Origin of the sequence: Amphibacillus sp. Q70 (assembly GCF_052055485.1) — a bacterium.
Lineage (GTDB): Bacteria > Bacillota > Bacilli > Bacillales > Amphibacillaceae > Amphibacillus.
In genome coordinates, this window is the sequence record NZ_CP197171.1 from 3,309,171 (window position 1) to 3,321,909 (window position 12,739).

General features: G+C 34.2%; 16 protein-coding genes. 2 read left to right on the forward strand and 14 right to left on the reverse strand.

The genetic code is table 11. The features are described 5' to 3' along the window. Nucleotides 1–12: 12 nt before the first annotated feature. The 12 genes from accB to ACS127_RS14970 all read right to left on the reverse strand — a co-directional run bounded on the left by accB (nucleotide 13) and on the right by ACS127_RS14970 (nucleotide 8,544). Nucleotides 13–492, reverse strand: coding sequence for an acetyl-CoA carboxylase biotin carboxyl carrier protein (gene accB, locus ACS127_RS14915; protein WP_440895820.1), 480 nt, complete (start codon nucleotides 490–492; stop codon nucleotides 13–15). Nucleotides 493–681: 189 nt separating this feature from the next. Further along, nucleotides 682–1,293, reverse strand: a complete 612-nt coding sequence (locus tag ACS127_RS14920) for a SpoIIIAH-like family protein (protein WP_440895821.1) — start codon at nucleotides 1,291–1,293, stop codon at nucleotides 682–684. A gap of 1 nt (nucleotide 1,294) precedes the next feature. Continuing rightward, a complete protein-coding gene (gene spoIIIAG / locus ACS127_RS14925) occupies nucleotides 1,295–1,936 on the reverse strand; it encodes a stage III sporulation protein AG (protein ID WP_440895822.1) in 642 nt (213 codons plus the stop codon). Between the two features lie 2 nt (nucleotides 1,937–1,938). After that, complete coding sequence (spoIIIAF, locus tag ACS127_RS14930; protein ID WP_440895823.1) at nucleotides 1,939–2,547, reverse strand: stage III sporulation protein AF; 609 nt, start codon at nucleotides 2,545–2,547, stop codon at nucleotides 1,939–1,941. Nucleotides 2,548–2,559: 12 nt separating this feature from the next. Continuing rightward, nucleotides 2,560–3,741 carry a stage III sporulation protein AE gene (gene spoIIIAE / locus ACS127_RS14935; protein ID WP_440895824.1) on the reverse strand — a complete coding sequence of 394 codons (1,182 nt, stop codon included), beginning with the start codon at nucleotides 3,739–3,741 and terminating at the stop codon, nucleotides 2,560–2,562. 22 nt (nucleotides 3,742–3,763) lie between these two features. After that, nucleotides 3,764–4,153: a stage III sporulation protein AD gene (gene spoIIIAD, locus ACS127_RS14940; protein ID WP_440895825.1), complete on the reverse strand. Its 390-nt coding sequence runs from the start codon at nucleotides 4,151–4,153 to the stop codon at nucleotides 3,764–3,766. Nucleotides 4,154–4,157: 4 nt separating this feature from the next. Continuing rightward, nucleotides 4,158–4,364, reverse strand: a complete 207-nt coding sequence (spoIIIAC, locus tag ACS127_RS14945) for a stage III sporulation protein AC (RefSeq protein WP_440895826.1) — start codon at nucleotides 4,362–4,364, stop codon at nucleotides 4,158–4,160. A 15-nt stretch (nucleotides 4,365–4,379) separates the two neighbouring features. Next, complete coding sequence (gene spoIIIAB, locus ACS127_RS14950) at nucleotides 4,380–4,889, reverse strand: stage III sporulation protein SpoIIIAB (protein ID WP_440895827.1); 510 nt, start codon at nucleotides 4,887–4,889, stop codon at nucleotides 4,380–4,382. Next, nucleotides 4,834–5,802 (reverse strand): stage III sporulation protein AA, encoded by a 969-nt coding sequence (gene spoIIIAA, locus ACS127_RS14955; RefSeq protein WP_440895828.1) that lies wholly within the window; start codon nucleotides 5,800–5,802, stop codon nucleotides 4,834–4,836. The genes spoIIIAB and spoIIIAA overlap by 56 nt, the downstream gene beginning before the upstream one ends. A 328-nt stretch (nucleotides 5,803–6,130) precedes the next feature. Beyond that, on the reverse strand, nucleotides 6,131–6,688 hold the full coding sequence (gene efp, locus ACS127_RS14960) for an elongation factor P (protein WP_440895829.1): 558 nt from the start codon (nucleotides 6,686–6,688) through the stop codon (nucleotides 6,131–6,133). A gap of 218 nt (nucleotides 6,689–6,906) precedes the next feature. Next, nucleotides 6,907–7,968 carry a M24 family metallopeptidase gene (locus ACS127_RS14965; protein WP_440895830.1) on the reverse strand — a complete coding sequence of 354 codons (1,062 nt, stop codon included), beginning with the start codon at nucleotides 7,966–7,968 and terminating at the stop codon, nucleotides 6,907–6,909. Between the two features lie 93 nt (nucleotides 7,969–8,061). Continuing rightward, nucleotides 8,062–8,544 carry a YqhR family membrane protein gene (locus tag ACS127_RS14970; protein WP_440895831.1) on the reverse strand — a complete coding sequence of 161 codons (483 nt, stop codon included), beginning with the start codon at nucleotides 8,542–8,544 and terminating at the stop codon, nucleotides 8,062–8,064. Nucleotides 8,545–8,757: 213 nt separating this feature from the next. On the opposite strand from ACS127_RS14970, the gene ACS127_RS14975 reads away from it, so the two are divergent. Continuing rightward, nucleotides 8,758–9,135 (forward strand): SA1362 family protein, encoded by a 378-nt coding sequence (locus tag ACS127_RS14975; RefSeq protein WP_440895832.1) that lies wholly within the window; start codon nucleotides 8,758–8,760, stop codon nucleotides 9,133–9,135. A 658-nt stretch (nucleotides 9,136–9,793) separates the two neighbouring features. Here the strand turns inward: ACS127_RS14975 and ACS127_RS14980 are convergent. Then, on the reverse strand, nucleotides 9,794–10,684 hold the full coding sequence (locus ACS127_RS14980) for a patatin-like phospholipase family protein (RefSeq protein WP_440895833.1): 891 nt from the start codon (nucleotides 10,682–10,684) through the stop codon (nucleotides 9,794–9,796). Nucleotides 10,685–11,694: 1,010 nt separating this feature from the next. Further along, nucleotides 11,695–12,111: a transcriptional regulator MntR gene (gene mntR, locus ACS127_RS14985; RefSeq protein WP_440895834.1), complete on the reverse strand. Its 417-nt coding sequence runs from the start codon at nucleotides 12,109–12,111 to the stop codon at nucleotides 11,695–11,697. Between the two features lie 180 nt (nucleotides 12,112–12,291). Between mntR and ACS127_RS14990 the strand changes: the two genes are divergently transcribed. Further along, nucleotides 12,292–12,708, forward strand: coding sequence for a rhodanese-like domain-containing protein (locus tag ACS127_RS14990; protein ID WP_440895835.1), 417 nt, complete (start codon nucleotides 12,292–12,294; stop codon nucleotides 12,706–12,708). Nucleotides 12,709–12,739: the final 31 nt, after the last annotated feature.

Here is a 12,739-nt window from a genome sequence, read left to right on the forward strand (position 1 = left end):
TCAGCGCCCCCCCTAGTTTTGCTTTACCCCAAATAGAGGTTGACCATACTCTACAAGCTCTCCATTCTCAGCAAGAATCTCAACAATTTCCCCATCTACTTCTGCTTCAATCTCATTAAATAATTTCATCGCTTCAACCATACAGACCACTGTATGTTTAGTGACTTGATTACCAACTGATACATAAGGATCACTATCAGGTGATGAAGATAGATAAAAGGTACCAACCATAGGGGACGTGATTTCATAATCATAACCAGCATTTGTATGTTCAGCTTGCTTGTCTTCTTTTGTAACCGGCTCTTCTATCGATTGTTCTTTAATCACTTGTAATTCACTATTGGCTTGTTTGTTAGCCACTTCTACTATATTTGATTGACCATGCTGCTTTCTTAACTGTAATTTCCCACCATCTGTCTGATAAACAAATTCCGTTAAAGAAGATTCATCTAATGTTTTAATTAGTTCTTTCATTTCATTAATTGTTAACATCTAACCACCCCTTGTTACAATTTTATAAATATATATTAATAACAGGTACTAACTATTACTCTTAATATTCTATTAAAAGATGGCTAAAACTGCAACTATTCTTTTTTTGCAATAAAAAAGAGCTGTTGCACAACTCACTCCTTCATTGTGTAACAACCCCACTTTTATCAAATCCGTTTACATTGTATTTTACGTGTTAGATGGCTGAAATTTTACTTGAACCTGCATGGCACCAAATTCATCATAGACTGTTCTCATAATTTGATTAGCCTCTTTATCAGACAAGGAATCGGTTTTTATCGTCACGATGATATTATCATCCATTGTTCGAACCAGAACATCAGAGTAGCCATATTCTGTTTTTAAACTCTCTTCAACAATTAATTCTTTAGTAGATAACTGATCAATTTTTTGCATTTCCTCGTAGGCATCATTTTTCTCTTCACTTGTTGCTGCATTCGAGGCAACAACAGATTCTAATTGTTCAATTTGACTGCTGCGTGACTGAGCAAGTTCCATTCGAATCACGGTGAAAAGTTCTTCATCTGAACTGACTGATGAAATATCTGATTGTTCCTGATCATCACCCTCACTATTATCAAAATCATCTACTTCTGAACTTATCATTAAATCATTATCTATATCTGCCAAATCCTCTGATGTTAATTCTGTTTCCCCATCTGTTTCCTCTTGAAATATAAATGAAAAGTCATCTCCATTTGGTGAATTCATGTAAAAAACACTTAAAACAATCATTAAACTCAATAAAGTCAATAACCAAACCGTTTGTTTTTTTAACATTCTAGCCCTCTCCTTTGCTTCTTGGCATAATAGATACTCGATGAGGAGCGACATCCAATACTCTTGAAACAGCCTCTGTTGCCCATTGCTTGAGTTGTATTTGTTCCACCCCATCTGCAACAACAAGAACCCCTCTGACCTCAGGTTTTTTACTTTGAACAATTAAAGGAACCTCTGTATCTCCTTGCCTGATGATAACAACTTGTTGCTCCTCGGTTAAATCGTCTATATTTCTTGTTCCACCGCCTTGATCAGATTCCACAGTAGTTTGGGTTCCAACAATCAAGTTTTTTTCATAAACCTTTTCACCTGTTGCCTCTAAGTTAACCATCACCTCAACTTCTGAAATTCCTGCGATTTTTTCAAGCATTTCAGACAGATCACTTTGATAAGCTTGTTCTAAATCAAAAAGCGGGTCATTCACATCTTTGTTTGCAAACGTTTCAGTCTTTTCTTCATCTAGTACAGCAGATTGATTTCCATCACCCACCTCCGTTTGATTTGATGATGTAAACCATTGACTGATTATTAAAAGAATAATACCTATACAAGCTAAAATAATTAGATAATTTGATTTTGTTAATTTTCGATTAGATTGTTGGTTATTTAACCAATCAAGCATTTTTTTAAACGGATTGTCCAATACTACCCCCCCTCCCAAGATAGTCGTATTTGCGTTTGATCAATTTCTAATTTCTCACTAAACCAATTGATCATATCCTGATCATAATCATTGAAATCTGCTTCCTTCTGATCCTTGGTTTTACTTGTATTAATAATGACTGGATCAATTTCTGAAGGGTTATCTTCTGCCTCTGTGATTTGAAAATGGAATGTCAGTGTTTCAGGATCAATGTTTTCACTGTTTTCTGATATGATCACGATATCGTCAAGATGATAATCAAAGTCTTGAGCAAATTCCGCCCCCATTTCTTTTTTTAATTGATTGGTCAACTCTTCTATAACATATGCATCATTAGAGGCTTGTATTTCACTTTTTTGCAAATCGACTGCATCTTCTACTTCTTGAGTTGACATATCACCAAGAATAGAATCTATAACTTTACTCGATTCATTCACAAGATTAAGATTGAAAAGCTGTGTGATTGGCTGAATAAAAAATAAAATAAAAATTAACGATAAACTAAATTGGGCGTACTTCTTCATTTTACGATCGGGTAAAATCATGGTTGTTATCATCATAATAATAACTAGAATGATCATTTGATTAATCCAATTTGTTAAAAAATTCAATTGATCATCCCCCTATCGAATCATTAGTGTTAAATTGCTTGCAAGCAGTAACATAACAATCGTCATTAAAAACATAAATGAAATAACGAGTAAAATAGCAAGCAAATAAAAAATATGATCAGAAATAATCGAGATACTCTTTACCACTTGTTCATCACCAATCGGTTGAAGAATTGCTGCAGCAAATTTATAAAATAATCCAACAATAGTGACTTTAATAATTGGGAAACCAACAATTAGAAGAATAAATATCAAGCCAAATAGTCCAAGGCCATTTTTTAATACTTGTGTAGCTGCAAAAACGGTTTCAGTTGCTTCTGAGAACATTCGCCCCACAACAGGAATGAAATTGTTAGTAACAAATTTTGCCGTTTTGACTGTTAGTCCATCTTGAATGGCTGTCACCGCACCTTGTGTCGATAAGACAGTTAAAAACACTGTTAAGCATACAAACATTAATGATAAACTAAATTGTCGTAATAAATCGCCTAACTTTGTTAATTGAAAGGTCTTATTCATTTGACTGACTAGATGAAGGATCAGTGATAAAAAGATAAAATTAACAAATACTTTATCTGTCAACATCACGATAAGATAAAGAAAAGTCACAATGATCGGATGAAAAAAGGAAGCTGAAATAACCCCGCCTAAAGTTGCCATTAAACTTAACAGCAAAGGTAATAACGAAATAATAAAACTATGAATCTGACTAATTGTTGTCGTAATCAATTGGCTAATAACAGTGAAACTTTGAAGAGCTAAAGTTGTTAATAAAATCATTAGGACAAAGTTAGCAACAACGGTAACCGCTTCTGACTGAAACGAAGACTGAATATTTTTTATCAATGCAGAAATGATGGCAATAATAAGTAATTGCCCTAGCAATTTCCCATTTAATATTAATTCATGACCAATCATGCCGATAAATGCTTGAATCCAGCTGATTGGGGATAGCTGCTGATTATTTGTGATAAGATCTTTTACGGTTATTTTATCTACTTCTGGTAAATAATCATGGTATTCATTTCGAAATTCAGACCAATATGTTTCTAATTCATTGACATCCATTTGCTCTAACAAATCACTGGTTGACGATGGTTCTTCTTCTACTTCAGTTGTTTGGGCATGAGTTTCAGGTTGAAAGGCAAAAAAAATAAGGAATAGTATTAAAAAATATTTTACGGTGTCGTACATAATAGCCTCCCGACAAATCCGATTAATAGGGAATGAAGTGAATAATCGTCTCAATAACTGCCATTAATACAGGAACTGAGACAAAAAGAATTGATATTTTACCAATTAATTCAATTTTAGTTGCAATCGAATTTAAACCAGCATCCTTTGTTAATTGAGCACCTAACTCTGTTAAATAAGCAATCCCAATGATTTGAAAAACAGTATCTAAATAAGTAAATTCTAATCGAAAGCGATCTCCCAACGATCGGAGTAAAGCGATCATTTCTCCTAATGGCACTAAGATAAAATAGAATAAAAAAACAGTTGTTAAAATAAGAAGAACAAAAGCGATCGTTGGTTGATAGGGTTTGAGTAATGTGATAAGTAAGGTTGCGATGAGGCCAATTAGAATAATTTGAGCGATCGGCATTTTGCTATCCTTGAAACAAAAAGATCGATTTTATTTGTTGAAAAAGATCAGCAATACTATCGATAACCATCATTAAGACGATGATAAATCCAACAAGCGTAATGAATTGTGCATATTCCTCTTTGCCCATTTGTTTTAATATTGTGTGAATCATTGCCACAACAATACCAATCCCTGCAATTTGAAAGATAATTGAAGCATCTTGTTGCATCATATTTGCTCCTTTCTATATCAGTATAAGTGCAATTAGAATACCTGAAAGGACACCTATGCCGCGATATACCTTACTAAAAACTGAATAATCGTTTTGTGCTTCTGTTAACAATCGATCTAAGTGAACACTTGTTAACTGGATTTGTTTTTGCTGTTGTGTTAAATCAAAGTGACCTAACGTATTGCCAAATTGTTTCATAATATTTAATTCATCGCTTTCTAATGCTGAATAATGACTTAATTGATCCAATTCTGCCGCCCATAAAACCGCTAAATTATCATTTTCGCTTAATTGTGTCGCAATCGAGTGATAAAATTGTTTGATAGGTGCTTGCATTTGATTAGCAATGTGAAAGCAAACATCGACGATTGAATGTTGACTGTAAACCATTTCAGCCTCCATAATTTGAAGAGCTGCTTTCAGCTGTAATAGTTGCTCTGGTCGTTTCTTAAGTCGTGATGCCCTCTCAAATCCGATTAAGGAGGTGGCTGTAATTAAGAGAATGGCTCCAATCCAATTCATTATGCATCCCCCGATCCATACTAATGTTTCGCCCCTCTTGGTTTAGAACGGTGATTTTTTTCTTTCGGTCTAGTATTAAATAACGATCAAAGTATTTTCCTTCTATTAATTGAGCAAATTGTTTCCTTTTCTTTGCTGATTGATAACTATCACTATGCAATGAACATACTAAGTTTACACCTGAACGAATGGATTCTTGAATCGCATCAATATCATTTATAGAACCCATCTCATCAACAATTAACATCTCTGGTGACATTGAACGAATCATCAGTATCATGCCTTCACTTTTAGGGCAGCTATCTAAAACATCAGTACGTAAACCGACATTATAGTGTGGAATACCATTTTTAGATCCAGCAATCTCGGATCGCTCATCTACAATTCCAACTTTCAGCGCTGGAACTTGTCCCCATCCTGTTCCTATTAAACGAGCGAGGTCTCTTAGTAGAGTTGTTTTACCAGACTGTGGCGGACCGATAATAAGTGTATTACTATAACTATCTTTCTTTAGTAAAAACTTAATAACCGAATTAGCAACCCCTATTTTTTCTGTTGCAATTCTTATATTAAAAGAAGATATCGCTTGTATTTGTTTGATTGAACCTTTCTCCAAAACGGTTTTTCCTACAATACCAACACGATGACCACCAGCAATCGTTATATAGCCTCTCTTTAGTTCTTCTTCAAATTTATAACGAGAAAAACCACTCAGTTGATTTAAAATGAATTGTCCATCATCTTCGTTTAAGATTAGCTGGTCTAATGTTATGAAATTAGACTGTAGAACAAGCTCTAAGGGGCGATCAATCCTAACTCTTATCTCTTCTATCTCAGCCCAATTTTTTTGAAGTGAAGCTAATAGGACTTGCCGGTACTTGTCTGGAAATAAAGTGACAATATTATTTATCATTAGCTGTCCTCCCTCACTTTAGCTTTGATTATGATTATTTCTAATATATGAAAGTCAAAAATGAATATGACAATCTAGTTTTAATCTTCAACTAATCAAAGTGTTTAACTATCAGAAAAATTCTCCTTTGCTTATCTTTACTTGTCCATAAATATACTGGCTTTGACGTTTTCATAGGACGTAAGGAACTTAATCAAAAGTCCTTTGAGTGATTGGTTTTCTTATTAGGAATTTTTATCTCTCTCGAGTTCATTTCTTAATTATATTTAATATTAAAGTACAAAAAAAAATAGACTAAGAAGATTGAAATCTCCTTAGTCTATTTAAACTACACACGTGAAACATATTTGCCTTCAGCTGTATTAATAATCAATTGATCACCTTCATTGATGAACATCGGGACTTGTACTGTTAATCCCGTTTCCAGTACAGCAGATTTTGAACCACCACTTACCGTGTTCCCTTTAACCCCTGGATCAGCTTCAACAACCGTTAACTCAACATTTTTGGGTAGTGTTACCCCTATTGTTTCTCCTTGATATGAAATAACATTGACTTCCATATTCTCTTTTAGAAAATTAATTTCATACTCAATTTGACTTGCTGATAAGTCTATTTGTTCAAAAGTTTCCATATTCATAAATGTGTACATATCTCCCGAGCTATATAAATATTGCATCTTCTGATTTTCAATATGAGCTCTAGCCACTTTTTCACCCGCACGAAATGTTTTCTCTTGCAAATGCCCATTTCTCAAGTTTTTTAACTTGGATCGAACAAAAGCTGCACCTTTCCCCGGTTTAACATGTTGAAACTCAACCACTTGCCAAATACTATTCTCTACTTCGATCGTTAAACCTGTTTTAAAATCATTTACTGAAATCATACATAAACCTCCCTAAAGCCTTTTTTTAGAAAAAGTCAGCTTATCGCCAAGTTTTTATGGCGAATGCCATCGTTTGACTTAAACTATCGCCAATAAAATCTTTTATTTTTTGATAGTGCAAGAATAAGTGTCTTTCTTATTCTAAGCTCCAGTCCTAGGACGTGGTGTTTTTGCCGGCCAGCCAGTTTCACTGCGATAAACAAACATATATTGATCACTTATAAAATAATAAGCTCTTTTGGCGCTTTGTTCAAGCTTTTATTTCCATCACTCGTAATCACAATATCATCTTCAATTCGGCATCCACCAACATTTGGAATATAAATTCCCGGTTCAACCGTCACAACCATATTTTCAGTTAAAACGGTATTTCCTGCAGGTGATAGCCTTGGTTCTTCATGGACTTCCAAACCTAAACTATGACCCGTACCATGACCAAAATATTCACCATAACCTTTTTCTTTAATATAATCTCTCGACAAAGCATCAGCTTCTTTTCCAGTCATGCCAGCTTTTATTCCGTCTAATCCTTTTAAATGTGCTTCAAGAACCGTATGGTAGATATCATGTAGCTGTTCAGAAATTTCCCCTACTGCAAAAGTGCGCGTCATATCTGAACAATAACCCTGATAAATAGCACCAAAATCTAATGTTACAAGCTCACCTGATTGAATTTTCTTATCAGATGCAACACCGTGTGGCAAAGCTGAACGATAACCAGAAGCAACAATGGTATCAAAACTTGATGACGTTGCCCCATGCTTTCTCATCTCAAATTCCAATTTATTTGAGATTTCAATTTCAGTCATCCCGGGTTCAACCGTTTTTAAAATATGATCATAGGCAAGATCAGAGATTTCAGCCGCTTTATACATAATAGCAAGTTCTTCATCCGTTTTTATCATGCGGATCTCTTCAACAATTCCAGAAGTAGGCACTAATGTTGCAGGGATAATTTCAGTATATTGTTGATAGGCAGAATAAGTTAAATTATCTTGTTCAAAACCCACTCTTTTTAGTCCACGCTTCTTAATTTGCTCTGCCAATTCTTTAATAATCGATTGTTTGTGTTGAATAATTTCAAAGCCAACAGCTTGTTCTGTGGCTTGTTCTGTGTAACGAAAATCTGTGATAAAAACTTGATCATCTCTAGTCAATAAAGCCATACCAGCAGTACCAGTAAAACCACTAATATAGCGACGATTATATGGATTTGTAATAATTAAACCATCTAATTCTTGTCCAGATAATGTTTCTCTTAATTTTTCTAATTTAGTCATCAATCTGTTCCACCCTTCGTTTTGTCAATCTAACACCATCATTTAGTGTACCACATCTAGATATAATTTGACGATAGTTAGGGGAGCTAGAATTCATTTATTGGAGGTAGGCTGATCTAAAAAATCATAAGAAATAGTGTACCCAATAAAAACACCGTAAATGCACAAAATACACAAGGTCGTAATCAAAGTATCCCTATCTAGTTCATTTATATAAGGAATATGGGCAAATATATTTGAGCTTGTTAAAATAAGCAGCAACCAAATTACAACACCATAAATTAGCCCTGGTAACATACCTGTTAATTTCTTGAAACATAAATAATAAATATATGCGATAAGTATAGATAACAGACTGATAATAAAAATGGCTAATAATGCACCATACCATCGATCGGCCCACTTTGCTTGTACCCACGTTTCTAAAATAAACGATCTAGGCGATAATTTAGTAAAATTGAAAAAGGCTAATATAGTCCATACAGTAGACCAAATGATTCCTGCAAAAAAACCTGTCACAGCCACTCGCCATTTCAATACTTGAATTGATTCTTTCTTTCTATTTAAACGTTGCATCCTAATCACCTCTTCATCATTTTTTCCAAATAAAATGAAGTTATTCATTTAAGGTAAGTTATGAATAAATGTCATTCTTCTGGCGATACTGTAAATAAGAGATTAAGAAGATGTCTTTTTGGGAAGATAATATTATCAAGTAAAAATTAACTACACTAGACCCATAATGAGTTCTGATAAATGAAACTATAGATTAAGAAAAGAGGTAATAACATGATTAAAAAAAGGCGACTGTCTCCATTCCTGCTAATCACTCTGACTTTAGCAATACTGGGATTAGCTAACACGCTTTTCGCAAATCCTTCACAATGGGTAAAAAATATTCTATTGTTTATAATCAGCGCCATAATAGTCTATTCTCTCGTCTACTTTTTTATCATTCGAAAGCGACACAATAAAGATGAATTAGAAAAATACCGTCAAGCTGTCAAACAATCAAAGATGCGACAAAAAAAACGTCAGCAAAGTCAAATAAGTAAAGTCAAACCTAAAAGGGTTAACCCTCTTTCAAAAAGAAAAACGACTAACCCTCCACACTTACGCGTGATAGATGGAAAAAAAGCATCGAAGAAAAGACCCATGTCTCTATAATCACCAAAAGGAGAAGAAGCTGTTGCAAAATGTATGATGTACATCTTGTGACAGCTTCTTATTTTTGTACAATCTAATCGATAGTACGGGTAACCCATTGCGTGAATATCAAAGCTCCTTCACCATCTTAATTCCCACCTAGAAAAGCAAAGTAAAGCACTCCTATTCGGTATTTCAATCAACAACTCAAATTAAAATGTTAGATAGAGACCCTCTATCACGCATTTTAATCAAAGCTCCAAGCCAAAATGTCGGATAGAGCACTCCTATTCGGTATTTTGATCAACAACTCAAATTAAAATGTTGGATAGACACCCTCTATCACGTATTTTAATCAAAGCCCCAAGTCAAAGTGTCGGATAGAGCACTCCTATTCGGTATTTTGATCAACAACTCAATTCAAAATGTTCGGATAGAGACCCTCTATCACGTATTTTAATCAAAGCCCCAAGTCAAAGTGTCGGATAGAGCACTCCTATTCGGTATTTTGATCAACAACTCAATTCAAAATGTCAGATACAGCACATCTACCGATGTTTCAAGCAAAATTGCAAGCCAAAAAATTGAATAAAATGTTTTAATCGCATGTTTAATACCGACAAAGAAAAAAGCTCTTGGACAACGTATACTTCATTGTGCAACAGCTTTCTCCTTTTATTTAAGTGAATGACTTTTCAAGAAATTGTCTGGTCTTTGCCTCACCAATTTTAGCTAATTCCAATCGATCTGTTTTGGTCAACGAGAAGTCAGCAACATTAACATGGTCAGTATCTAAGAAAACGATATTTGGTTGATCATATTTGGAAATATATCTTAAATCTTGAGCATGCTGCATCGTTCCTATCAATGTTTTCCCAAATTGCAAACCATTTTTTATTTGATAATTAGTTAAATATTTCTCTTTAGACTGGAGTTGGAAACCAATGACTGGTCGGATAGGTTTAATATTTGGTTTTTTGAATAGCCAAAGAGGCAAACTACTTAACAAGGCACCATCGACCATGATATGTTTCTTCGCTTCTTGATCATAGATTTTTTCTGGTCTAAAAAAGAAAGGCAAACCCGCACTCATCCGAATAGCTCTAGCAACTGAAAATCGCTCTGGCAGAATCCCATACGTTTGCTTCAAATCATCTGGTAAAATCATTAATCGACCTAGGGTTAAATCTGCCGTTGTCAATTTTAATTGATTATTTTGTAAATCACCAAAAGTATAAATACCTTTTGCAGCTAAAAGTTGATAGAGCCATTTCTCGAATAATTGTCCTTTATATAGTCCAAAACTTTGGTAAAGAGAAATCCACTTTAAAAAAGGTAAATATTTTTCTAACTTCTCACCGTCTAATAGTTCTTTTAAATTTAGGTCAAGCATGATCTGTTTCATTTCTGAAGCTTGATATCCAGCGGCAATTAAACCGGCGAGAATGGCTCCAGCTGAACTACCTGCGACCCGGACAATCTCAATCTTTTTTTTACTCATTGCTTCTAGCGCTCCAACAAAGGCAAATGCTTTCACACCACCACCTGAAAATACCGCATCAACTTTCATTCTCATTCTCCTCTTGATAGCTATAGTTAAAGTTATGCATTGGAAATGAGAAAAACCACTGTCATTATGCTTTTTTTGGTATTAGTTAAAATAAAACGAAACTTCAATCAGTGGGAGTTGGGCCTACAGGATGTAGGTCATGCAGATGTTTCCGGTGGGACGAGTAATCGCAAATATCTTCGGTGGGGCGAGTCATCACACAAAGGAAAGCTACGAAGCATTTGCATCGCAAGAATAAGTGTCTTACTTATTCTGAGCCCCAGTCCCAAATCTTTTCGGTGGGACGAGTAATCGCAGCAATGTTGTCAGGTTAGTGCAACAGCTAGTCAGTTTTATGATCATCTGTTATTAGCGGTCGATTAGAAATAAGAGTAAGTTCAGCGATTTGCGGTTAAGTTTGGCAAAATACAGTCAAGTTAACGAAATTGCAGTCAACTTTTTCGAAATACAATCAAGTAAGCAAAAATACAATCAACTTTCTCGAAATACAATCAAGTAAGCGAAAATACAATCAACTTTCCCGAAATGCAATCAAGTTTACAAAAATACAATCAACTTTCTCGAAATGCAATCAAGTAAGCGAAAATACAATCAACTTTCCTGAAATGCAATCAAGTTTACAAAAATACAATCAACTTTCTCGAAATACAATCAAGTAAGCGAAAATACAATCAACTTTCCCGAAATGCAATCAAGTTTACAAAAATACAGTCAACTTTCTCGAAATACAATCAAGTAAGCGAAAATACAATCAACTTTGCCGAAATGCAATCAAGTTCAGTGCTTTCTATACGTCTTTCACAATTTATTCTTAATTTCTTCGCACGAATCTTTATAGCTAACTGTAGTTTCGTTTTATGGAAGTAGAATGGATTATGATAAAGTAAGTTCTGTATTTAAAACGAACTTGAAATAGATGAACTATTAAACTGCTTTGCGATTAAAAAGTAGTGTTTGCAGACATTTGTGATTCTGATGAGAGAAATAGCGTCCATTTATTGATAAAAATATCAATCCATACGATCGTGCGTTTGATCCAACTCTTTTCTTCGATCTGGATTTGCTTTGAAATATTGAACTAAATCACCGATTCGATCAATTGAATTCCAACTTAAATGATGTTCTATACCTTCTACATCGCGATAAATATTTTCTTGATCCACACCAATAATCTCCAGAAATTGCTCTAATAAATCGTGTCGATAAACAAGTCGTTCACCAATTTTCTCTCCTCGATTCGTTAGAACTAAGCCGCGATATTTTTCATAATTCAAGTAGCCATCTTTATCTAACTTTTGGACCATCTTGGTTACAGATGAAGGATGAACTTCAAGAGCTTCAGCTATATCAGATACTCTAGCGTATCCTTTTGAATCAATTAATAAGTAAATTTGTTCTATGTAATCTTCCATGCTAGGTGTTGGCATAATCATCCTCCACTTTTCTATTACTTAATGACTAAATTATTTTCGATTATATTCTAAAGGATACAATAGATTCTTGATCTAGACAAGCTTTTTAATCATTTATTAGAATAGGGTTTGTTTTTGAAAAAAAAGCTGGTTTATCGTATAATACATATAGATTATAAAAAAGGGGAAAGCATAATGCCGTTTATATTAGGAATTGCGTGGGATTGGATTATTTTACTTGTATTAGCATTAGGATATTTTGGATACGCACTTTATCGTTATTTGGTTACTAGAAGAATATTGACCAATCTCTCTGAAGAAGAATTTAAAAAAGGCTATCGAAAAGCGCAGCTTATCGATGTTCGTGAACAAAAGGAATATGACGCCGGTTACATTTGGGGAGCGCGTAACATTCCTGTCACACAGTTAAAACAACGTAAAAAAGAATTACGCAAAGATTTGCCAGTTTATTTGTATGATCAAACAGGTTCTCGTTCTAGACGAGCAGCTTGGATCCTTTACAAAGAAGGTTATCAAGATCTATCCCACCTTAAAACAGGTTTTAAACAGTGGACAGGTAAAATTAAAAAAACTAAAAAACCAGACTATTAATGAATTCAAAAAGAAGCTATCACAATATGTA